Genomic DNA, 22,064 nt, shown 5'->3' with positions numbered 1-22,064 from the left:
TACCTGACCTGATAATTGAAACTTCCAGATTTTGATCGCTATATAGATAGCTTTCTACACCATCACCTCATAGTAACGAACTCTTCCGATGCCGTCGGGTGAATCGCTACAGTGTTATCGAAATCCTGTTTGGTAGCGCCCATTTTCACCGCCACCGCAAAACCTTGCAGCATTTCATCCATGCCAAAGCCGATACCGTGTATGCCGACAATCTTCTCTTCCGGCCCCACACATACCAGTTTCATACGACATGGCTGACGGTGTTGGGTCACGGCGGTATACATCGCCGTAAACGATGATTTGTACACCTTTACCTGATCGCCATACTGCTGGCGCGCCTGCGGTTCGGTCAGGCCTACGGTGCCAATCGGCGGATGACTGAACACTACAGTCGGAACATTAGTGTAATCCAGATGCTCGTTCGGTTTGTTGTTAAACAGACGCTCAGAGAGACGACGACCTGCGGCAACAGCCACTGGCGTCAGTTCCACCGCGCCAGTATTGTCACCTACGGCATAAATGTTCTGCACATTGGTGTTCTGGAACTTATCCACCGTGATGTAGCCCTGTTCATTCAGCGCAACACCCGCCGCCGTCAGATTCAGGTTATCGGTAGCTGGCTCACGGCCAATCGCCCAGATCAGGCAATCCACTGTATGTTCTGCGCCATTTTCCAGCTGTAGCGTCAGGCTATCATCCGCATTTTTCACCACCGCTTTGGGAATTGATTCGGTATACAGCGTCGGGCCTTCGGTGTTCATCACTTCCAGTAATGTATCAACAATCAGCGGATCAAACTGACGCAACGGCGCGTGCTTACGCACAAACAGGTGTGTTTCTGCACCCAGTGCATTCAGCACACCAGCAATTTCTACCGCGATATAACCAGCACCCACCACCGCTACGCGTTTCGGCAGCGCTTGTAGCTCAAAGAATCCATCCGAATCGATACCATATTCCACGCCGGGAATATTCGGATGGGTAGGACGTCCACCGGTCGCGATTAAAATATGCTCGGCGGTGATGCGCTCACCATTTACTTCTACGGTGTGTGCATCCACAAAGCGGGCGAACCCCTGAATCACATCAACGCTATTTTTACCCAGCACATTGTCGTAAGACTGATGAATACGGTCGATGTAGGCACTACGATTTTTAAGCAACATGTCCCAGTTGAAATGATTCACTGTCACGTCAAAACCGTAATCCGGGCCATACTGATGAATCGCTTCTGCTATCTGCGCAGCATGCCACATGATTTTCTTCGGCACACACCCGACATTAACGCAGGTGCCGCCCAGATACTTCGCTTCAATCAACGCACACTTCTTCCCATACATGGCCGCACGGTTAATCGAAGCAATACCGCCACTGCCGCCGCCAATGGAAAGGTAGTCGTAATGTTTAGTCATCAAGAGATCCATGCCTATGCAAATAAAAAGTTGCTTAGAGTGTAACGCCAGTGATCGCCTTCTCGCAAAGGCCACTTTTGTTATTGCTGAAATAGGGCCATGCTATCCGCTCCGATATTGAACACTGACAGACGACGAATCTATGGTCATTTATTCAGGCACTACCCATTCCACCCGCGTATGACCCGTACCGGCCGGCACCAACACCTGATGCAACCACGGCAGCACACTTTTCATTTGCGCTTCCAGTTTCCATGGCGGATTAATCACGATCATACCGGAGGCTGTCATACCGTGCCGATCGCTATCTGGCAGCACCGCCAGTTCAATTTGCAGGATGTTACGGATACCGCTGGCTTCCAGATCTTTCAGTAGCCGTTTGATATGCTGGCGCAGCACCACCGGATACCACAGCGCATATGTGCCAGTGGCGAAGCGTTTGTGCCCTTCTTTAATCCCTTCCACCACAGCCTGGTAATCGGTTTTCAGCTCATATGGCGGATCAATCAGAATAAAACCACGGCGCGACAGCGGCGGCAGTTGGGAGCGCAGTTGCTGATAACCATCAGCCTTGATGACACGGGCGCGGGAATCTTTCTGGAACTCATTGCGTAACAGCGGAAAATCACTGGAATGCAGTTCGGTGAGATGAATTTTGTCCTGCTCACGCAGTAACTGACGTGCAATCAGTGGTGAACCGGGGTAATAACGCAACTGGCCGCTCGGATTATAAGTACGCACCACGTGCATATAGGGATCGAGCTCGGCGGGAATATCGTCACGCTGCCAGATTTTGGCAATTCCTTCCAGATATTCACCGGTGCGCTCGGCATGTTCGCTTTTCAACTGGTAGCGTCCAGCACCCGCATGCGTATCCAGATACAGGAAGGGTTTTTCTTTTTCCTTCAGCGCAGTGATGATCAGGCTCTGAACGGTATGCTTCACGACATCGGCATGATTGCCAGCGTGAAAACTGTGACGGTAACTTAACATAGTGGTAATGGCTTTCCGATGACTTGATATAAACAAAACAGAGCCTGCGCGGTCCAGACTGCTGGCGAACTCACGAACATACGCACCCATCATTCTGATAAAACAAAAAATTCATTTTGAATCAATGCATTAACTACTAAGACAGAAGAGCGTTATTGGCACAGTATAAACTGTCAGGTGCACAAAATAACCCGCAAATACCGATATACAGCGCTTTTCCTGAAGTTTTGCGCATTTCCCCGCATTCTAAGGTAAAAACCACCAAAAACATGTGCGGTGTTTCGTCACATGATGGAAGATGCTTTCGGGGTGGCCTTTCAGCCATTGATTTTCACAATCTTTGACCGCATCTTAGTGGTTAATCCGCAAGTTATGTCAGCCTTGTCAGTGATAGGACAAGGAATCATCAACGCTATTCAGGACTGCGCCATGACCAATCCATTACTTACCTCGTTTACCCTGCCGCCTTTCTCCCGGATAAAAACGGAAGATATTGTGCCTGCCATACAGGCCGCACTGGATGACTGCCGTCAGGCGGTGGAGCAGGTTGTCGCACAGTCAGGACCTTTTACCTGGGAAACCCTGTGCCAGCCACTGACTGCAAGTGATGACCGACTGGGACGCCTCTTTTCGCCGGTCAGTCACCTGAACTCGGTCAAAAACAGCCCCGAACTGCGCACTGCCTATGAACAGTGTCTGCCGTTACTCTCTGAATACAGTACCTGGGTAGGCCAGCACGCCGGATTGTACCGTGCTTACCGCGACCTACGTGACGGTACACACTACGCGGCACTTAGTGTGGCACAGAAAAAAACCGTGGATAACGCGCTACGCGACTTCGAACTGTCCGGTATCGCCCTGCCCGCCGACCAACAAAAGCGCTACGGTGAAATCACCGCACGCCTGTCCGAATTGGGGTCGCTCTACAGCAACAATGTGCTGGACGCCACTATGGGTTGGTCCAAATTGATCACCGATGTCAGCGAGCTGGAAGGCTTGCCGGAAAGCGCACTGGCAGCAGCCAAAGCGCTAGCAGAGAGCAAAGAACAGAATGGCTGGCTGCTAACGCTGGATATCCCCAGCTATCAGCCCATTATGATGTACTGCGCTAATCAGGCATTGCGTGAGGAGATGTACCGCGCTTACGCCACCCGTGCTTCCGATCAGGGCCCACATGCCGGTAAGTGGGATAACAGCGAGGTCATGGCCGAAGAACTGGCGCTACGTCACGAACTGGCGCAACTGCTAGGTTTCGAGAGTTTTGCCCATAAATCCCTGGCCACAAAAATGGCGGAAACACCACAGCAGGTTATCGACTTCCTGACCGACCTGGCCAAACGTGCCCGTCCCCAGGGGGAACAGGAATTGGCGCAACTGCTCGCTTTCGCCAAAGAACATTATGGCGTGGAAGAATTGCAGGCCTGGGACATTGCCTACTACAGCGAGCATCAAAAACAGCACCTTTATTCCATCAGTGACGAGCAACTACGCCCTTACTTTCCTGAATCACGCGTACTGAAAGGGTTGTTTGAAGTCGTCAACCGCCTGTATGGCATCCGTGCCGAAGAGCGCACGGACGTCGACGTATGGCACCCGGAAGTCCGCTTTTTCGATCTGTTTGACGAAAATGGTGAACTGCGTGGCAGCTTCTATCTCGACCTGTATGCCCGCGAAAACAAACGCGGTGGTGCCTGGATGGATGACTGTGTCGGTCGTCTGCGCAAGGACAACGGCGACATCCAGAAACCGGTGGCATACCTGACCTGCAACTTCAACCGCCCGGTTAACGGTAAACCAGCGCTGTTCACCCATAATGAAGTGACGACACTATTCCATGAATTCGGCCACGGGCTGCACCATATGCTGACTCAAATCGATACCGCTGGTGTCGCTGGCATCAACGGTGTGCCATGGGATGCGGTCGAGTTACCGAGTCAATTTATGGAAAACTGGTGCTGGGAACCTGACGCGTTGGCGTTCATCTCTGGTCATTACGAAACCGGAGAACCTCTGCCACAAGCGATGCTGGATAAAATGCTGGCGGCCAAAAACTATCAGGCCGCACTATTTATCCTGCGTCAGTTGGAATTCGGCCTGTTTGATTTCCGTCTGCATACAGAATACGACCCGGCCAAAGGTGCCCGTATCCTGCCGACACTGGCAGAAATCAAGGCGCAGGTCGCCGTCGTACCCAGCCCAAGCTGGGGCCGTTTTCCACACGCGTTCAGCCACGTGTTTGCCGGTGGTTATGCTGCTGGTTATTACAGCTATCTGTGGGCGGATGTGCTGGCGGCGGATGCCTATTCCCGTTTTGAAGAGGAAGGTATTTTCAACCGCGCTACCGGCCAATCATTCCTGGATAACATCCTGTCTCGTGGTGGTTCGGAAGAACCGATGGAACTGTTTAAACGCTTCCGCGGTCGTGAACCGAAACTGGATGCCATGCTGCACCATTACGGCATTAAAGAATGAAGATAGGCTTGCTGACCGAAGAGGGTGCCGACAGCGGCACCCTCAACGCATTAGCCGAGCGCTGGGGATTAGTTGTCGATCCAAACGCCACAATAGCACTGGTGTTAACGCCACAACGGCTAGAGTTGCGCAAACTGGATGAACCGAAGCTTGGGGCGATTTATGTCGATTTCGCCTCGGGAGCCATGACGCACCGCCGCCGCTTTGGCGGTGGCCGCGGCGAAGCAGTTGCCAAAGCGGTAGGGATCAAAAAGAATTATCTGCCGGATGTGGTGGACGCCACCGCCGGACTGGGGCGTGACGCGTTTATATTGGCATCACTGGGTTGCCGTGTGCGCATGGTCGAGCGTAACCCAATCGTCGCCGCATTGCTGAATGATGGTTTACAGCGCGGTTATCAGCACCCTGAGATTGGTGGTTGGTTACGTGAACGCCTGACGCTGATCCATGCCTCCAGCGTGACCGCACTGGCCGCTATCACCCCACCGCCTGACGTGGTGTATCTAGACCCAATGTTTCCTCACCGACAAAAAAGCGCGCTGGTGAAAAAAGAGATGCGAGTGTTCCAGACACTGGTCGGCACCGATGACGATGCTGATGCGCTACTGGCTCCGGCGCTGGCGCTGGCGAAAAAACGCGTGGTGGTCAAACGCCCCGACTATGCCCCGCCGCTGGCCGGTATCCCGGCACAATCCGCGCTGGAAACCAAAAGCCACCGCTTTGATTTTTATCTGCCACAACCACCTCACCACGAGTGAGGTGACCACATTTGATAACAAACATTCTGATTATAACCCCTCCCCCCTTTTACAAGGGCAGGGGTAACATCATGATCTAAAGTGGGTTAACACCGCCCCTGAAAAAAGGGAGGAGGTCATTTAAATGGCAAAGCAGCTCACTTTGTCAGATATCAGAGCGCATGCCGATAGGTCATAGCGACGAAACCACTGGAGTGACACTCAGTGATGGTAGACCGAGTATCTCGGGCTGAGACGCAACATTATCATCACACTCGTGACGATTATTTGTAGATCCCCACCGTCGGTGTGCCACCCACATAAGCGTAACCGCGGTACATACCTTCACTGTTAAATGGCAAAGCAATATTGCCATAGCGATCAACGGCAATCAGGCCACCGCTACCACCCAGCGCATGTATTTTTTCCATCACTACCCGTTCTGCTGCCTGCGGCAGTGGCATGTTGCCGTATTCCATCAGAGCCGATACGTCATAGGCGGCCACCGTGCGCATAAAGACTTCACCGGTACCAGTACAGGAAACCGCTACAGTCTGGTTGTTAGCATAACAACCCGCGCCGATAATCGGTGAGTCGCCAACACGCCCCACTTGCTTGTTGGTCATGCCGCCAGTCGATGTCGCCGCCGCCAGATTGCCCTCAGCATCCAGCGCCACCGCACCGACAGTGCCGAATTTATGGTTGGGATCGATAGGTTCATCACTGCCTGACGCACTTTGTCCATCATGATCCAGCACGACTTTGCCCGCGCCTTGCTGGGCATTCAGCAGTTGTTGATAGCGCTCTTCGGTAGAAAAGAATGCCTGCTCCACCATCTCCAGCCCTTGCTCACGAGCAAAAGCTTCAGCACCAGCTGCGGTAAACATCACATGCGGACTGCGCTCCAGCACGGCCCGGGCCGCAAGTATCGGATTACGAACATGACTGACACCAGTAATGGCACCAGCATCCAGTGTGCGGCCATCCATCATGCTGGCATCCAGTTCATGCGTCCCCGAATGGGTAAACACCGAACCTTTGCCAGCGTTAAATAACGGACACTCTTCCAGTAGACGAACCGCCTCCGTCACCGCGTCCAGCGCCGTACCACGTTGGGCCAGAATCTCCTGACCACGGCTGATAACCGCCAGCAAAGCCGCACGGTAGCGTTGCTCTTTATCATCACTCATTGATGAGCGGGTCAGCGCCCCTGCGCCACCGTGGATCACAATAACCGGTTTCATTGCATTTCTCTTTTTCAACAGATGAGATTATCGCCAAACGTTAATTCTGCGTGGTGGCCAGATAAGAAAAAGCACACAACAGGCTGATAATACCGGCCATAGTCTGGCTGGTGTAGGTCACCGAAATCGCATCCTGACGCTGTACGCCGGGGATCAGGCAGAACAGATCCGCCAGCACTGGTTTGGCCACCGTCATTTCCAGTTGATACGGTGCCTGTATGCGCGATGTTTTTTCCCGGTGCGCCTTCTGTACCGCTTGTGTGGCGGCGATACGGATAGCCTGGCGGGCCGCTTCCGGGCTGATGGATTCTGCGGCAGTCTGGGAAATAGCCCGTTTCACGCACACATAATCCGCCGCCGGGTAATAATGTGAAATCCAGTGTTGCAGGGTGTCGTCACCACTCACCAGCCACAGTGGGGTATTCAGCTCAGCCCCGGCAGCGGCATAGATATCGCTTTCGCCCATGACTTCGCCATTGATTTTTACCCGGTAGAAAGCACGGCCATTAATGGTGTGCGCCAACACACCGAATTCGCCGGCGGCACTGTGATAACCGATGAACATCAAGCCATCGAACGGCTGCTGTTGCAGCCCTTCCACCATGGATAATCCACGCGGTTTGCCCTGTACCAACCGGGCACGCGTATCGATGTTCTCTGCACGCAGATTGGTCATCGCCCCATGACTGTCGGCGACCACCACTTCGGTGGCACCACCGGCAAACGCGCCGTCAATAGCAGCGTTCACTTCTTGTTCCATCAGCCCGCGAGCGAGCTGATATTCCGGATTGCCGGGGCTGCATTGCTCCGGACGCATCACACCGGCAATACCTTCAATATCCGCTGAAATAAAGACTCTCATGACTCGTTCCTCAATCGGGAAAAACCTGTACCAGACGATCCAGCACCTGCGTCAGTGTGGGTCGATAGTGTCCACGAAAACCCGTCACTGCTTCTGCCTGTAGCATGGCATCCAGCACGGCATGTTCGGTCGCATCGGCGGCGGCACTCAGTAACGGTTCAAGCTGGGCATCGTCCGGTGGTTGTGGTATCAATCGGGTGGAAAAAGCCACCGCGATATCACCGGAACCGTGACCCCAATAGCTACCGAGCCGACCCAGCCCAGCTCCGGCGCGTTTGGCAATGCGGCTGAGCTGACGCGCATCGAGTGGTGCGTCAGTCGCCATAATAATGATGATCGATCCGGCATCCCGCTGCGGTGCCAGCTCTGGCAGCAGTGGCGCGATAACGTCTCCGGCCTGTACACCATCCAGCGTCAAGGCAGAGAGCGTGCCGAAGTTCGCCAGAACCAGCACGCCCAGCGTGGCATCAAGATCCGCAATCAGGCGTGACGCAGTACCGATGCCACCTTTCAGGCCGAAGCAGCTCATACCTCGACCGGCACCGACGCTGCCGCGTGCAAACATTGCAGCGGCATTATTCAATGCGGACTGCGCTATTGATTCCGTCACCGCCAGTGCCTGAATATCGTTCAGCCAACCGTCGTTGCACTCCAGCGCCAGTGGATTAACGGTGGGCAGTTCACGGCCCAGTTCCGGGTTTTTATGAATAGCATCCCGCACCAGCGTGGTAAACAGCGTGCCAACCGACAACGTATTGCCGAGTAGAATGGGAGTTTGCAACTGTCCCAATTCTTCAATCTGTATCAAGCCCACCGGTTTGGCAAAACCGTTGAGCACCGCCGCGCCGCAAGGCAACGGTTGAAGAAACAGATTATCGCCAGGCGGAACAATAGCGGTGACACCAGTCTGAACTCCGCCATCCGCCAACGTAACATGACCAACACGCACCCCGGCAACATCGCTGATACTGTTGCCCGGCCCGCTGATACCTCGCGGGGAACCCAGTCGGCGCGCATCGCGCCAGCGTTGCAGCAGTGGGGCCAGTCGTGCCTGTTGGTAGCAAGTCATGTCGATATCTCAGCTTTTCAGTTTTGGATCCAGCGTATCACGCAGCGCATCACCCAGCAGGTTGAACGCCAACACGGTGAAGAAAATCGCCAGACCGGGGAATACGCTGACATGCCACTGTCCGGCCATCATCGAACTGCGGCTCATGGCCAGAATGTTGCCCCATTCCGGCACATCCGGTTCCGGGCCGAGACCGATAAAACTCAGGCTGGCCGCCGTGATAATGCTGGTGCCGATACGCATGGTGAAATAGACGATCACATTGGACAACGTACCCGGCAAAATATGACGCAGCAGGATAATACGATCCGGCGCACCGGCGCAGCGTACTGCCTCCACATAGGCGGCTTGTTTGAGCGACAATGTGGACGCTCGCACAATACGGGCAAATACCGGTACGCTGAATACCGCCACCGCAATAATTACGTTATTCAGACCTGGCCCGAGGATCGCGACCACCGCAATCGCCAGCAGCATGCCGGGAAAAGCGAATAGCACATCCGAACCACGCATGATCAACATATCCGCCCAACGGCCGTAGTAGCCTGCCAACAGACCGAGCACAATGCCCACCAGCATACCCAGCGTGACAGAGAAAATACCGATATACAGCGAAATTCGTGCACCATAAATGATACGACTCAGCACATCGCGCCCCAGATCATCGGTCCCCATCCAGTGGCTGAAAGACGGTGGTGAGGAGAGCGCCATCCAGTCCGAGTCCATCGGGTTATAAGGTGCCAACCAGGGCGCAAAAATCGCCATCAAGACCAACAGAAGAATAAAACCACCGGAAATCAGCGCCGTCGGATTGCGAATAAAGGCGTGAAAAAAATCGCTCCACGGTGAACGGATAGAGCTTTCGTCAAGAGATACCGCCACAGCGGGCTCAGCAGGAAGATTCATCGCAGCTCCTAACGTAAGCGAATTGCCGGGTTGACCACCGCATACAGCAGGTCTACCAGCAGATTAATAAAAATGAACTCAAACACAAATAACATCACCAGCGCCTGAATAACCGGCTGGTCTTGTGTTTTGATTGATTCGATCAGTAACCAGCCTAGTCCCGGCCAGTTGAATACGCTTTCCACTACAATCGAACCACCGAGCAGAAAACCAAACTGCAACCCCAGCATGGTGATTACCGGAATCAACGCATTACGCATTACGTGTTTCCAGGTCACCAACCGGTTGCGCAACCCTTTAGCCCGGGCAGTACGCACATAGTCTTCTTGTGTTACTTCCAGAAAAGCGGAGCGGGTGAAACGAGCCATCACAGCCGCCACCGAGGCACCCAGCGTCAACGCAGGCAGAATAATATCCGATGGGCGGTTATAACCGCTGACAGAAAACACCCCAAACGGCATGGCAACAAACTGAATCAGCAGCAAGCCGAGCCAGAACGGCGGCATGGAAATCCCACCTACCGCCATACTCATCAGCGACCAATCCTGCCATTTCCCACGTTTAAGGGCGGATACCACACCGATCAGCAGACCAAGCACCACCGACCAGGCGAACCCGGCCAGGGCCAGCCACATCGTGGGCATAAAACTCTTCTCGATCACGCTCAGCACCGGTTGCTGGGTACGATAAGTGACACCCAGATCTCCATGCGCCATACCGCTCAGCCAGTGGATATATTGCTCTGGCAGCGGGTCATTCAGCCCCAGATGTACGCGGGCCGCTTCCACCGCTTCAATCGGCGCATCAGGCCCGGCGTAAGTTCGTGCCGGATCGCCCGGCAACAGTTTTATAAAACCGAACACCAACAGGGAGACCACCAGTAACACCGGGATCATTTCCAGCAAACGTCGGACAAAATAAGCAAACATGGCGTTCTCCCTGCGTGATTACTTGAACTCAGCCTGATCGAAGACCAGCGAACCATCTGCCAGCATGTAAACGCCAGACAGGTTTTTCACTTTACCCACCAGATTGTCCGGTACACCCAGGAATACCATAGGGGCATCTTTCCAGATCAACTTCTGAGCATCGGCGTACGCTGCGGCACGTTTGCTATTATCAGCGGTAGCCAGTCCGGCCATGATGTCTTTATCCACCGCCGGATTGCTGTAGTAAGACACATTGTAGGCTTTCGGCACCCAGGACTCGGTGGCAAACAGCGGACGCAACGCCCAGTCAGCATCACCGGTAGAAGGCGACCAGCCACCGTAATACATATCGAACGCCGCATCCTTCGGATCCTTCACGCCCCACAGTTTCTCGTTACGGGAGCCAGAATCCATCGGCGTGACTGTTACCTTGATCCCTACCTGCGCCAGTTGCTGTTTGAAGAACTGTGCACTACGCACGTAGTCGGTACGGTTAGTGGTCCACAGGTTCAGTTCCAGACCCTTGGCATAACCGGCTTCTTTCAGCAGTTCTTTCGCTTTGGTCGGGTTATAGGTGTAGTTGGGAGTATGCTGGCTGCTGAAGAACTGGACTCGTGGAGCCATCACCGAAGACGCTGGCAACCCCATACCGGCAAAACCGACTTTCAACCAGATGTTACGGTTGATAGCGTAGTTTAATGCCTGGCGTACACGGATATCTTTCAGCGGGGTGTGTTGGGTATTAAGCGCCAGATAGTACAGATAGATGCTGGGATCGCGTTGAATCGCCAGTTTGCTGTCATCACGTACGGCGCTAACCAGATCAGACGGCAGCGGGTAGATCGCATCCGACTGGCCGGATTTCAATGATGCCACACGGGTAGAGTCTTCCGGGCTGGGATAGAAGGTCACGCTGTCTACTTTTGGCCAGCCTTTCTGCCAGTAGTGATTGTACTTCACCAGCTTCACGTCTTTGCCCTGTTGCCATTCTTCAAACTTGAACGGCCCGGTTCCTACCGGATGCACGCGCAGTTGGGCTTCATCCGGATATTGCTTCAGTGACGCCGGGCTATGCATAACGGCAGACGGATGTGCCAACGTGTTGATAAACGCACCGAATGACTGATTGAGATCGATTTTCACCTCGGTAGGAGAAAGCACCGTTACACTTTTAATCATCTTGAACAGGCTGTTGCGCTTCAGACCTTTGGTCTGATCAGCCAGACGATCCAGGTTGACTTTCACCGCCTCGGCGTTAAACGGCGTGCCGTCCTGAAAGGTCACATTTTTACGCAGCGTAATGGTGAACTCGGTAGCATCAGCGTTACCGGTATAGCTCGTTGCCAGGCACGGTATCAGTTTCATCTGGCTATCAAACTGGAACAGCCGCTCGAAAATACCACTTTGCACGGAGTAACTCAGGGTATCGGACGTATCATGTGGGTCGAGTCCGGTGATATCAGCGTACATGGAAATACGAAGATCTTGCGCCTGGGATGCGGCCACCAGACACAATGACAGCCCGAGGGCGACGGCGGATCGGCTAAATAGTAGCTTCATGGTGTCTCTCCTGTAATGTTATGACGTTGTGTTATGCTGTAATGTGTTGTTTTATTTATATAATAACTTGCTTACTTCAACTTACGGTCTCGCTTTCGCTCACCCAGTGGTGCGGGGCAACCTGCCGATAGCGAGTTTTTTCCACCACTTCGCCAATCTTACGCAGCGGTGAGGGGATTTCACTGTCATCCAACTGACGCGCATAGCGCCGGGTAGGATCCGCCACGGGCACGGAAGCCAGCAGGCGACGGGTATATGAATGCTGTGGGTTGTTGAATACCGACTGGCGCGGCCCGATTTCCACAATCTGTCCGAGGTACATCACCGCCACCCGGTTGGCGATACGTTCAACCACCGCCATGTCGTGGGAGATAAAAATCCATGACACACCGGTTTTCTGCTGCAGCTCCATCATCAGATTGACTACCTGGGCTTGAATGGAAACATCCAATGCCGAGACGGCCTCATCAGCGATGATTATCTGTGGTTGTAGCGCCATAGCGCGGGCAATGGCGATGCGCTGACGCTGACCACCGGAGAATTCATGCGGGTAGCGACAAGCATGTTCCGGTTGCAGACCGACACTTTTCAGCAACGCCTGTACCTGAGGCGTGGCTTCCTCCAGTGATTTCACCAGCCCGTGCAGCAATAAGGGTTCGGCAATGGTGAAACCCACCGTCAGACGCGGGTTAAGCGAGGCATACGGGTCCTGAAATACCATCTGCATTTTGCGACGCAACGGCTGGAACGCCCGGTCTTTTATGTCGGCAATTTCCTTCCCCTGGAACAACAAACTTTCGCTCTCGCTGTCTACCAACCGCAGCAATGCCCGACCAGTGGTGGATTTGCCACAGCCACTTTCGCCGACAATCGCCAACGTTTCCCCCGGCCAGACGGTAAAATCGATCTGTTCCACCGCGTGCACCCGATGGGTGACCGTGGACAGAATGCCAGTGCTTACCGGGTAGTAAACTTTCAGTCCGTGAACATCCAGTAGCGGTGGGGTGTCATACTGTGCGGTGATATGATCCTGCTCCGGTTCCGGGTTCTCTTGGCCCAGCAGCGGAAAGCGTCGTGGCCACGCATTGTCTTGCATATCCCCCAGGCGAGGCACCGCAGCCAGCAGCGCCTGAGTATAGGCATGCTGTGGGCGCTTAAAAACGGCTTCCACACTTCCCTGCTCAACCACTTTCCCCTGATACATCACCACCACCCGGTCGGCAATTTCTGCCACCACGCCCATATCGTGGGTGATAAACAGCACAGACATGTCGCCCTGCTGTTGCAGATCGCGCAGGATTTGCAGAATGCGGGCCTGTACGGTGACATCCAGTGCTGTGGTGGGTTCGTCGGCAATCAATAACTGCGGATCGCAAACCAGCGCCTGCGCAATCATCACTCGCTGACGCATACCACCGGAGAGTGAGTGCGGATAGCTGTCCATCACCCGGTCAACATCCGCAATGCGGACTTTGTGCAATAACTCGCGGGCTTTTTTATCCGCACTGACGGCATCACACATCTGGTGGTCAAGTAGCGCTTCGGTGATCTGATCGCCCACTTTCAGCACCGGATTGAGTGAGGTCATCGGCTCCTGAAAAATCATTGACATTTCCCGTCCGCGCAACTGGCGACGAGACTCGCTACTCAGATTCAGCAGCGCATGCCGCTGATTGTCGCGGGCGGTAAAGTGAATATCGCCATGCTCAATCCTGGCAGCCTCAGCCAGCAGTCCCATCACTGTCAGGGAGGTGACAGATTTGCCCGAACCGCTTTCACCCACGACCGCGACCACTTCACCTTTGTTAACGGTAAAAGAGACATCTTTTAGTGCCAGGTGCTTACCGGAACGGCCACTGAAGCTGACGCTCAGGTTTTTGATTTCCAGCACCGGGCGAGGTGCATTACCGGATGCTGTGGCGGCTACCGGTTCAGTTTGCGTGATATCCGTCATCGTCACTCCGGTTGTGTTGCTCATAGCCAGATACGGCCAAGGTTATAGGTTAGGTATGGCGAACTGTCGGCCGCCAGCCAGATAGGGCCATCCAGATCCACGTGTTCAGCGCAAATCGCCACGGGTAACGCCGCTTCCATCGCCAGCGATGAACCTAACATGCAGCCCATCATCAAACGCAGACCGTGCTGTTTCGCTTCTTCCACCATAGACAGCGCTTCCGTCAGACCACCGCACTTATCCAGCTTGATGTTGATCATGTCATAGCGGCCACGCAGCCCGGCAATATCGCCCCGGTGATGGCAGCTTTCATCGGCGCATACGGGGATGGCGTGAGCGAAATCCGCCAGTGCGGCATCGTTACCGGCAGGCAGGGGTTGTTCCACCATCGCTACATGGTAAGCCGCCAGCGATTTCAGTAATGAATCGAGATCCAAACCGCTCCAGGCCTCATTGGCATCGACAATCAGCGTGACATTGGGTGCCACCTGCCGAATCGCCGCCACTTTTTCGAGAATCAGATCACGATCAAGTTTGATTTTCAGCAGCAGCGCACCGCAGGATACCGCATCCTGCGCCATATTCGCCATGTTTGATAGCGTATCGAGACTTAAGGTTTCGGCCGTGATCACTGATTGCGGTGGCTGAATATTCAGGTATTGCCACAATGTCTGTTTGCTCAGTGCCGCATTCAGTCGCCACAAAGCGCAGTCCAGTGCATTACGTGCCGAGCCTGGCGGTAACAGGCGTTGCAGGCCATCGATCGTGATACCGTTCTCCACCGCCTGGTGTACTGCTTGCAGCTGCTGGCTGACGCTCTCGGCGGTTTCCTGGTAATGCGCAGTCGGTGTACATTCACCGCGTCCGATAAAACCACCTTCTTCCAGCGTAACCCGTATTACCGTCACGGCAGTACGAGTACTGCGGGAGATAGAGAAAGGTCGGGCCAGCGGCAGTTCTACCGTTTCAATCTGCATCTGTCGCATCAGCTTATCCTCGGTCTCTCAGCAGTGCGGCGATGTCGTCAATACCAAAACGTATCGGGTCAGTGGCCGGGACACCAAACTGCTGGCTGAGCTGGTCACAGTAATCACGCGCTTCCTGCTCATTGTGGCCGGACGTATTGATGGCAAAACCAGCCAGTTGAACGTCAGGGTTAGTCACCCGTGCAGCCCGCAGGTTGGCTTCTACGCAATCATCCAGACTGACCATCGGCTGATGCGGCAAATGACGCATATGAGGACGGCCCATTTCATGGCACATCACCAGCCAGTGCGGCTGCGCACCGTGAATCAGACCGGTACTGACACCCGCATAAGACGGATGAAACAACGACCCCTGTCCTTCGACGATATCCCAGTGATCATCTTCGTTGGCTGGAGACAAGGCTTCGGCGGCACCGGCAATAAAATCGGCGATCACCGCATCAATAGCGATACCGTCACCCGCGACCAGAACACCCGTCTGACCGGTAGCGCGGAAATCCGCCTTCATGCCTAACGCACGCATGGCCGCTTCCAGTGCCAGTGAGGTATACATTTTGCCGACGGAGCAATCTGTACCGACCGTTAGTACGCGTTTACCGCTGCGTTTTTTACCGCTACCCACGGTAAGCTCCGGCCGCATGTGGCGAATATCAAACAACTGTACCTGATGCTGATCAGCCAATTCCTGCAAACCCGGTACGTCAGTCAGGCGCTGATGCAGACCATTGGCGACATTCATACCGGCAGTGATAGCTTCACATACAGTGACGATCCAGTGTTGTGGAAGAAATCCGCCAGCATTAGCCGTACCCAGGACCAGTGTTTTGGCACCGTGGGCGACAGCGGCCTGAATATTCAGATCGTCCAACCCTAGTGACACAGTGCTGCCCGGCAAACGCAATTGCCCGACACACTGTTCAGGGCGCCAGGAATAAATGCCACGTGCCGTTTTTACCGCTAGCGGATCAGTCACGTCACCAAGGAAAAGCAGGTAAGGTTGAGGAATCAGCATAATGTCTTATCCGTGATCAAATGAGATTGATAAGACTATTCCACGATGCATCTATACTGACGAATACTTGTTTATGAGTGGGGTATAACCTTAGGTTATACCGTGAAAACAACTTAACCCATTGTTAAATAATAATTTAGTGGGATTAAATAACACCAAATAAATGATGGTAATGCCATAACCATACGTTAATGTTATAGCTGTAAAATCGGATTAAAACAGCGATCAAACCAATATACCCACTAGTTTGAAAGATGACGGGTTTACGCAACCCTGATGACTGACATCAATAAAAACCGTATTAAGCCATGGTGATAAGGTGGATGATATTTAGCAATGCTACTAGCAGCGCGGTAGCCACAATGGCTAACGTAAAAAAACGCGCCATGTGAATAGTCAGCCCGGAGCAAGGATGGTTGGTATGCAGGATAAAACGCAATCGCAGTGCGGACCAGATGTACATGACAAGAGTAACCAGTAGCAGCAGTATACCGGCGACCAGCATGACCATCTGATTTTTCATTGATCCGGCTTTCAGCAGCAATACGCTATTCACCAGCATCAGGAATGCGGTGCGGGACCATGCCAGCCCAGTACGTTCAGGCTGTAGACCCGGATCCCGGTGTGAAGTCAGGTTGTTCACCATTCACCTTGCCTTAAATCAGTAAAATGACCAGTGCCAACATCACCGAAATACCGATAATGCAGCTGGCGATCATGATCAACATCCGGGTATAGGGCAGACTTTTTCCGGTACGCATCGCCAATTCATTGGAAACCCAGCGACGATAGGCCATAAATGCCAGCAGTGCCGAGACAAACGAAAGAAAAATAGCCGCACCTTCCCGTACCATTAACGGTGCCAGATTAAGCGCAAACTGATCGATAGCCACTGCGCCAGCCAGAAATGCCATCGCAGTACGGATCCATGCCAGAAAGGTACGTTCATTAGCCAGGGAAAAGCGATAATCCGGCGTACTGCCCTGCTGTTGCCAGGGAATTTTCTTGGGCGATATTCTGGTAGTCTGCGGGGAATCACTCATGGTGTTATCGGCAAGCCTGATAGTAGACGATGCAGGCATTCTACACATCATGAACGCGGCGCTCCACAACCGACAGCCATACCCCATATAACATGGTTGCATAAATTTTCATCTGTCTTGCCGGTAGGCACAGCGCAATGAAGGCCGTATAATGCGCGCCAGTCAATAAACCAGCCGGAGATGAGCCATGCGCCCTGCAGGCCGAAGTGCACAACAAATACGTCCCCTCAAATTAACCCGCAATTACACAAAACATGCCGAAGGTTCGGTGTTGGTGGAATTTGGCGATACCAAAGTCCTGTGTAATGCGACGGTAGAGGAAGGCGTCCCGCGCTTCCTGAAAGGACAGGGACAAGGCTGGGTGACCGCCGAATATGGCATGTTGCCACGCGCAACCCACAGCCGTAATGCCCGTGAAGCAGCAAAAGGCAAACAAGGTGGCCGTACACTGGAAATCCAGCGTCTGATCGCCCGTTCTCTGCGTGCGGCTATCGATCTTAAACTCCTGGGTGAGTACACCATCACGCTGGATTGTGACGTTCTGCAAGCCGATGGCGGTACCCGCACGGCATCCATCACTGGTGCCTGTGTCGCCTTGGCCGATGCCCTCAATGGTCTGGTTGCCAGCGGTCGGCTTAAGAAAAACCCGCTGAAAGGCATGGTCGCCGCCGTATCGGTGGGGATTGTTAACGGCGAAGCGGTGTGCGATCTGGAATACGTGGAAGACTCAGTCGCTGAAACCGATATGAATGTGGTGATGACAGAAGATGGCCGCATGATTGAAGTTCAGGGTACGGCAGAAGGTGAACCTTTCAGCCACGAGGAACTGTTGTCATTGCTGGCGCTGGCGCGAGGCGGAATTGAAACCATCGTCCAGGCGCAGAAAGCGGCATTAGCCTAATCATGTTCTTAAAGCGACCTCGACGGTCGCTTGAGTTTGATGACAAAGTCTATATAGCGACGATAATGAGAAGATCGTAAAGACGCTACAAGCACCTCCCTGTAAGCTCAAGCCGCGCCATCCCTGGCGCGGATGCTTTACTCTTCTTTCTCATTATCGCCGTTCTGACGCTATACGTAGGTTTGTCGACGGTCGCTTTTTTATGGCCCTATAATTTTGCACCATCACAAGGAGATGCATTCATGAAAACCTATCAACACCAGTTTATTGAGTTTGCGCTCAACAAACAGGTATTAAAATTCGGCGAATTTACCCTGAAATCAGGGCGTACCAGCCCCTATTTCTTTAATGCCGGACTATTCAATACCGGTCGTGATCTGGCGTTACTGGGCCGTTTTTATGCTGCTGCGCTGATGGATTCCGGCATTGAGTTTGATGTGCTGTTCGGGCCAGCATACAAAGGTATTCCTATTGCCACCACCACAGCCGTGGCACTGGCTGAACATCATGACCGGGATTTGCCTTACTGTTTTAACCGCAAGGAAGCCAAAGAACACGGCGAAGGGGGCAATTTGGTCGGCAGTCCGTTAACCGGTCGCATCATGTTGGTAGATGACGTGATTACTGCTGGCACCGCCATTCGTGAATCCATGGAGATCATCGCTGCACAGGGCGCTACATTGGCAGGGGTATTGATTGCGCTGGATCGTCAGGAACGTGGCCGCGGTGACATTTCCGCTATTCAGGAAGTGGAACGCGACTATCACTGCAAAGTGATTTCCATCATTACCCTGAAGGAATTAATTGCCTATCTAACGGAAAAACCGGAGATGGCCGACCATCTAACCGCTGTGCAGGCGTATCGCGATCAATACGGCGTATAGCAAGACGAAAGCATATAAGCGATAGTCATCAACGGCGCGATAATCATTGACGACAAGCGCCCGATTCAAACCATTCCAGACATAAAGCTAACACATCTGAGTGGCCAGCAATGGCCAGCGAAGGTCGAATTCCTGTGTGGGAAGGTAGCGAAATTCAGAACGGGTATAACGAGAAAGCATACCTTCACAGAAGGCCAGCAACTGACTGGCCAACAGAGTTTCGTCATGTCTGAAAGACTGTCCACCACGCAATTTATGCTCACGCAAGACCTGTTTTATCTGTGATTCGATACGATCAAACAGCTGGTTAATCCGCCCTTGCAAGCGATCTTGTTCAAACATCAGCGCATGACCAGTAAGAATGCGGGTCAATCCCGGATTTTTTTCTGCAAATCCCAGAATAAGCAGCAATATCAAACGCAGACGGTTAAATGTGTCTTTTTCATCCTGCAGAATCAGGTTGATACGGGTAGTCAGACTGTTTTCAATAAATTCAATCAGGCTGTCAAACATCCGTGTTTTGCTGGGAAAATGCCGGTACAGTGCCGCTTCAGAAACCCCTACATTAGCGGCCAACTTCGCAGTGGTAATACGCTGACTCCCATCACTGGATTCCAGCATTTGCGCCAACACCTGCAAAATTTCCTCGCGACGATTCCCTTTCTTATTTTCTTTCTCTGCCATGTATGAAAGACCCTTGATAAAAAAGTTAACTGACAAACATCAAGTAACGCCACAGTCGCGAAATGCGCTGTGGCTTATATTTTTTGAGAGGTAAAGCGCTGACTACACGTCAGTTTCGGCCAGAATGACCAAAACCACCGTCGCCTCGTTCACTGCTGACAAAATCATCAACCAAGTTAAACTCAGCCTGAACTACCGGTACAAACACCAGTTGTGCAATACGTTCGCCTGGTTCAATGGTGAACAACTGCTTGCCACGGTTCCAGACTGATACCATCAGTTGACCCTGATAATCGGAGTCTATCAGACCCACCAGATTACCCAGTACCACACCGTGCTTATGGCCCAGCCCGGAACGCGGTAGGACAACCGCCGCCAGCGTCGGATCACCGATATGAATAGCCAAACCGGTTGGCACCAGCGTTGTCTCGCCCGCGCCTAGTTCGATAGCGTTGTCCAGACAGGCGCGTAGATCCAGGCCCGCAGACCCTGGCGTCGCATAAGTAGGCAATGGGAACTGTTGCCCAATACGTGCGTCAAGAATTTTTACGTCGATTTTTTTCATCATAACGGCTGACAATCTCGTCAATTAACTGTTGACCCAACAGGCGCTTATTGCACTGCGGCAATGGCTTGTCCCCACCGAGCCAAAAAAGATGTAACGCATTGGTTTCCGTATTAAAACCATGACCGGAAAGAGAAACATCGTTTGCGCAGATGAGGTCCAGATTCTTACGGACCAGTTTCTGCCGCGCGTATTCTTCCACATTACAGGTTTCAGCAGCAAACCCGACAACATAAGGTCGATTTTTATTCATCGCGGCAACATCAGCGATAATATCTGGATTCTTTATCAGGGTAACAGTCATTTCATCACCCTGTTTTTTGATTTTTTCATCCGCCACGGTTTTGGCCCGGTAATCAGCGACCGCCGCGCAACCGATGACAATATGCTGCTGAGGTGCGGCCATCATTACGGCCTGATGCATTTCCAACGCACCGATGACATCAATCCGCCGGACATTGCCGGGGGTTGGTATAGCTACCGGTCCCGCGATCAGCGTAACGTTGGCACCCCGTGCCGCTGCCGCCTGAGCAATGGCAAATCCCATTTTCCCGGAACTGTGGTTGCTGATGAAACGTACCGGATCAAGCGCTTCACGAGTTGGTCCCGCCGTGATCATAATATTGAGGTGTTGCAGATCGTTGACACAAGAAAAAAACTGCTGCGCCCGCGCCACAATATCCAACGTGTCAATCATCCTGCCTGGACCAACATCACCACACGCCTGGCTTCCACTGTCAGGTCCCCACTGTTGGACACCACGTTCTGCCAACTTGCATAGGTTCTCCTGCGTTGGCACAGCACGGTACATCTGTTGATTCATCGCCGGAACCACAACTATCGGTGCTGATGTCGCCAGACATGCGGTGGTTAATAAATCATTAGCCATACCCGCAGCAAGACGTGCAATCAGATCTGCAGAAGCTGGCGCCAGAATCACCAAATCTGCCCATTTTCCCAGCTCGATATGACCCATCGCGGCTTCCGCCCCAGGATCCAGTAAATCATCAGCAACCGGATGACCGGACACGGCTTGCAGGGTTAGCGGTGTAATAAAAGCTTTGGCCGCCGGCGTCATCACCACCCGCACCTCAGCCCCGTTATCACGTAAACGCCGCACCAAATCCGGGCATTTGTAGGCGGCAATTCCCCCACTGATACCCAATACGATATGTTTGCCGGAAAGTCCATGCAGACGGGAAGAATCTGTCATCGTTATATCCGCTTGTCAGCCGAAAGATGCCGTATTTTACCATAAGCATTCCGGGATCTGGCCGTTGTGCTGGATTTTCCCATTATGAGTTTATGTTTGATATGGTGCGAGGCCATATTTACCCCGCACCATACGGATTACCGGCAACGTTCAAAGGCTGGTAAATGGTTATTGTGGGAAGCATCACGCAATTTCTGAAAAACGGCGACGATGTTCTGGTGGGAAGCGACGGCAGGAATTAACGATTTATCATAGAGTTCCCGATTGGCGCTCTCTACATCAACCCCCATTTGACAGGCTTCCCGCAACGTAGCCGGTACCGTGTTTTTCAGGCTGGCATCCCCAAGCAGCGTATTGGGCGGGATCGGAAGATCATAGGTTTGCATGAGATTTTTCAGCATACGCTCATGATTGCGCTCCGCCTTGATAATGTTTCTGAAAGGCATTACCTGACCAAATTTATCGATAACCGCCGCATAAAAGGCTTCGGCGTGATATTCATCGTGTAACGCCGAGAGCAATGCGTCCTGCGCCGGCTTGTCGAGCACGGGTCGTGCCTGAAGTGTTCCGACAGGTAAAGCAGCAGCAAATAACAACATACCGATACAGCAGACTCTTTTCATCATCGCTTTCTCCTG

General features: G+C 53.0%; 21 protein-coding genes. 4 read left to right on the top strand and 17 right to left on the bottom strand.

The window, feature by feature from the left end; genetic code table 11:
* Window positions 1-62: 62 nt before the first annotated feature.
* Together gorA and PCO85_00595 are read right to left on the bottom strand one after the other, a co-directional pair.
* Window positions 63-1,412 carry a glutathione-disulfide reductase gene (gene gorA, locus PCO85_00600; GenBank protein WJV54028.1) on the bottom strand — a complete coding sequence of 450 codons (1,350 nt, stop codon included), beginning with the start codon at window positions 1,410-1,412 and terminating at the stop codon, window positions 63-65.
* 150 nt (window positions 1,413-1,562) lie between these two features.
* Window positions 1,563-2,405 carry a 23S rRNA (adenine(2030)-N(6))-methyltransferase RlmJ gene (locus tag PCO85_00595; protein ID WJV54027.1) on the bottom strand — a complete coding sequence of 281 codons (843 nt, stop codon included), beginning with the start codon at window positions 2,403-2,405 and terminating at the stop codon, window positions 1,563-1,565.
* Between the two features lie 429 nt (window positions 2,406-2,834).
* Between PCO85_00595 and prlC the strand changes: the two genes are divergently transcribed.
* Both prlC and rsmJ read left to right on the top strand, forming a co-directional pair.
* Window positions 2,835-4,877, top strand: a complete 2,043-nt coding sequence (prlC, locus tag PCO85_00590) for an oligopeptidase A (protein WJV55952.1) — start codon at window positions 2,835-2,837, stop codon at window positions 4,875-4,877.
* Window positions 4,874-5,635, top strand: coding sequence for a 16S rRNA (guanine(1516)-N(2))-methyltransferase RsmJ (gene rsmJ, locus PCO85_00585; GenBank protein WJV54026.1), 762 nt, complete (start codon window positions 4,874-4,876; stop codon window positions 5,633-5,635). The genes prlC and rsmJ overlap by 4 nt, the downstream gene beginning before the upstream one ends.
* 263 nt (window positions 5,636-5,898) lie before the next feature.
* Here the strand turns inward: rsmJ and PCO85_00580 are convergent, their stop codons facing one another.
* The 11 genes from PCO85_00580 to PCO85_00530 form a co-directional block, all read right to left on the bottom strand.
* Window positions 5,899-6,858 carry an isoaspartyl peptidase/L-asparaginase gene (locus PCO85_00580; protein WJV54025.1) on the bottom strand — a complete coding sequence of 320 codons (960 nt, stop codon included), beginning with the start codon at window positions 6,856-6,858 and terminating at the stop codon, window positions 5,899-5,901.
* A gap of 40 nt (window positions 6,859-6,898) precedes the next feature.
* Window positions 6,899-7,720 (bottom strand): M55 family metallopeptidase, encoded by an 822-nt coding sequence (locus PCO85_00575; protein WJV54024.1) that lies wholly within the window; start codon window positions 7,718-7,720, stop codon window positions 6,899-6,901.
* Window positions 7,721-7,730: 10 nt separating this feature from the next.
* Window positions 7,731-8,789, bottom strand: a complete 1,059-nt coding sequence (locus tag PCO85_00570; protein ID WJV54023.1) for a P1 family peptidase — start codon at window positions 8,787-8,789, stop codon at window positions 7,731-7,733.
* Window positions 8,790-8,798: 9 nt separating this feature from the next.
* The gene (locus tag PCO85_00565) at window positions 8,799-9,695 is read right to left on the bottom strand and encodes an ABC transporter permease subunit (GenBank protein WJV54022.1); all 897 of its coding nucleotides are present in this window, start codon (window positions 9,693-9,695) and stop codon (window positions 8,799-8,801) included.
* A gap of 8 nt (window positions 9,696-9,703) precedes the next feature.
* On the bottom strand, window positions 9,704-10,624 hold the full coding sequence (locus PCO85_00560; protein WJV54021.1) for an ABC transporter permease subunit: 921 nt from the start codon (window positions 10,622-10,624) through the stop codon (window positions 9,704-9,706).
* Window positions 10,625-10,642: 18 nt separating this feature from the next.
* Window positions 10,643-12,184, bottom strand: a complete 1,542-nt coding sequence (locus PCO85_00555; protein ID WJV54020.1) for a glutathione ABC transporter substrate-binding protein — start codon at window positions 12,182-12,184, stop codon at window positions 10,643-10,645.
* A 76-nt stretch (window positions 12,185-12,260) separates the two neighbouring features.
* The gene (locus PCO85_00550; protein ID WJV54019.1) at window positions 12,261-14,138 is read right to left on the bottom strand and encodes an ABC transporter ATP-binding protein; all 1,878 of its coding nucleotides are present in this window, start codon (window positions 14,136-14,138) and stop codon (window positions 12,261-12,263) included.
* A 20-nt stretch (window positions 14,139-14,158) separates the two neighbouring features.
* The gene (gene ycjG / locus PCO85_00545; GenBank protein WJV54018.1) at window positions 14,159-15,124 is read right to left on the bottom strand and encodes an L-Ala-D/L-Glu epimerase; all 966 of its coding nucleotides are present in this window, start codon (window positions 15,122-15,124) and stop codon (window positions 14,159-14,161) included.
* Window positions 15,125-15,128: 4 nt separating this feature from the next.
* Window positions 15,129-16,136, bottom strand: coding sequence for a DUF1611 domain-containing protein (locus tag PCO85_00540; protein ID WJV54017.1), 1,008 nt, complete (start codon window positions 16,134-16,136; stop codon window positions 15,129-15,131).
* Between the two features lie 301 nt (window positions 16,137-16,437).
* Window positions 16,438-16,782: a DUF202 domain-containing protein gene (locus PCO85_00535; protein WJV54016.1), complete on the bottom strand. Its 345-nt coding sequence runs from the start codon at window positions 16,780-16,782 to the stop codon at window positions 16,438-16,440.
* A 10-nt stretch (window positions 16,783-16,792) separates the two neighbouring features.
* Window positions 16,793-17,179: a DUF202 domain-containing protein gene (locus PCO85_00530; GenBank protein ID WJV55951.1), complete on the bottom strand. Its 387-nt coding sequence runs from the start codon at window positions 17,177-17,179 to the stop codon at window positions 16,793-16,795.
* 187 nt (window positions 17,180-17,366) lie between these two features.
* Here PCO85_00530 and rph point away from each other — a divergent pair, with 187 nt between their 5' ends.
* A complete protein-coding gene (gene rph, locus PCO85_00525; GenBank protein ID WJV54015.1) occupies window positions 17,367-18,080 on the top strand; it encodes a ribonuclease PH in 714 nt (237 codons plus the stop codon).
* A gap of 242 nt (window positions 18,081-18,322) precedes the next feature.
* Window positions 18,323-18,964 (top strand): orotate phosphoribosyltransferase, encoded by a 642-nt coding sequence (gene pyrE, locus PCO85_00520; protein ID WJV54014.1) that lies wholly within the window; start codon window positions 18,323-18,325, stop codon window positions 18,962-18,964.
* An 87-nt stretch (window positions 18,965-19,051) separates the two neighbouring features.
* Here the strand turns inward: pyrE and slmA are convergent, their stop codons facing one another.
* From slmA to PCO85_00500, 4 genes are all read right to left on the bottom strand, one after another.
* A complete protein-coding gene (slmA, locus tag PCO85_00515) occupies window positions 19,052-19,648 on the bottom strand; it encodes a nucleoid occlusion factor SlmA (GenBank protein WJV54013.1) in 597 nt (198 codons plus the stop codon).
* 109 nt (window positions 19,649-19,757) lie between these two features.
* On the bottom strand, window positions 19,758-20,216 hold the full coding sequence (dut, locus tag PCO85_00510) for a dUTP diphosphatase (protein WJV54012.1): 459 nt from the start codon (window positions 20,214-20,216) through the stop codon (window positions 19,758-19,760).
* Entirely contained in the window at window positions 20,185-21,426 is a 1,242-nt protein-coding gene (coaBC, locus tag PCO85_00505) for a bifunctional phosphopantothenoylcysteine decarboxylase/phosphopantothenate--cysteine ligase CoaBC (protein ID WJV54011.1), read from the bottom strand. Before coaBC ends, dut begins: the two co-directional genes overlap by 32 nt.
* Before the next feature lie 137 nt (window positions 21,427-21,563).
* Window positions 21,564-22,052, bottom strand: a complete 489-nt coding sequence (locus tag PCO85_00500) for a DUF2202 domain-containing protein (protein WJV54010.1) — start codon at window positions 22,050-22,052, stop codon at window positions 21,564-21,566.
* Between the last annotated feature and the right edge of the window lie 12 nt (window positions 22,053-22,064).

Origin of the sequence: Prodigiosinella aquatilis, assembly GCA_030388725.1 — a bacterium.
In the GTDB taxonomy this organism is placed as follows: domain Bacteria; phylum Pseudomonadota; class Gammaproteobacteria; order Enterobacterales; family Enterobacteriaceae; genus Prodigiosinella; species Prodigiosinella aquatilis.
This window is presented reverse-complemented; position numbering and strand designations above follow the sequence as displayed.

Bases quoted from the DNA above. Each gene is read 5' to 3' on its own strand.
- PCO85_00500 (WJV54010.1), bottom strand. From the start codon at position 22,052: ATGATGAAAAGAGTCTGCTGTATCGGTATGTTGTTATTTGCTGCTGCT.
- PCO85_00555 (WJV54020.1), bottom strand. From the start codon at position 12,184: ATGAAGCTACTATTTAGCCGATCCGCCGTCGCCCTCGGGCTGTCATTG.
- PCO85_00550 (WJV54019.1), bottom strand. From the start codon at position 14,138: ATGACGGATATCACGCAAACTGAACCGGTAGCCGCCACAGCATCCGGT.
- PCO85_00595 (WJV54027.1), bottom strand. From the start codon at position 2,405: ATGTTAAGTTACCGTCACAGTTTTCACGCTGGCAATCATGCCGATGTC.
- rsmJ (WJV54026.1), top strand. From the start codon at position 4,874: ATGAAGATAGGCTTGCTGACCGAAGAGGGTGCCGACAGCGGCACCCTC.
- PCO85_00540 (WJV54017.1), bottom strand. From the start codon at position 16,136: ATGCTGATTCCTCAACCTTACCTGCTTTTCCTTGGTGACGTGACTGAT.
- rph (WJV54015.1), top strand. From the start codon at position 17,367: ATGCGCCCTGCAGGCCGAAGTGCACAACAAATACGTCCCCTCAAATTA.
- gorA (WJV54028.1), bottom strand. From the start codon at position 1,412: ATGACTAAACATTACGACTACCTTTCCATTGGCGGCGGCAGTGGCGGT.
- ycjG (WJV54018.1), bottom strand. From the start codon at position 15,124: ATGCGACAGATGCAGATTGAAACGGTAGAACTGCCGCTGGCCCGACCT.
- slmA (WJV54013.1), bottom strand. From the start codon at position 19,648: ATGGCAGAGAAAGAAAATAAGAAAGGGAATCGTCGCGAGGAAATTTTG.
- PCO85_00580 (WJV54025.1), bottom strand. From the start codon at position 6,858: ATGAAACCGGTTATTGTGATCCACGGTGGCGCAGGGGCGCTGACCCGC.
- PCO85_00570 (WJV54023.1), bottom strand. From the start codon at position 8,789: ATGACTTGCTACCAACAGGCACGACTGGCCCCACTGCTGCAACGCTGG.
- dut (WJV54012.1), bottom strand. From the start codon at position 20,216: ATGATGAAAAAAATCGACGTAAAAATTCTTGACGCACGTATTGGGCAA.
- PCO85_00560 (WJV54021.1), bottom strand. From the start codon at position 10,624: ATGTTTGCTTATTTTGTCCGACGTTTGCTGGAAATGATCCCGGTGTTA.
- PCO85_00575 (WJV54024.1), bottom strand. From the start codon at position 7,720: ATGAGAGTCTTTATTTCAGCGGATATTGAAGGTATTGCCGGTGTGATG.
- PCO85_00565 (WJV54022.1), bottom strand. From the start codon at position 9,695: ATGAATCTTCCTGCTGAGCCCGCTGTGGCGGTATCTCTTGACGAAAGC.
- prlC (WJV55952.1), top strand. From the start codon at position 2,835: ATGACCAATCCATTACTTACCTCGTTTACCCTGCCGCCTTTCTCCCGG.
- coaBC (WJV54011.1), bottom strand. From the start codon at position 21,426: ATGACAGATTCTTCCCGTCTGCATGGACTTTCCGGCAAACATATCGTA.
- PCO85_00530 (WJV55951.1), bottom strand. From the start codon at position 17,179: ATGAGTGATTCCCCGCAGACTACCAGAATATCGCCCAAGAAAATTCCC.
- PCO85_00535 (WJV54016.1), bottom strand. From the start codon at position 16,782: ATGGTGAACAACCTGACTTCACACCGGGATCCGGGTCTACAGCCTGAA.
- pyrE (WJV54014.1), top strand. From the start codon at position 18,323: ATGAAAACCTATCAACACCAGTTTATTGAGTTTGCGCTCAACAAACAG.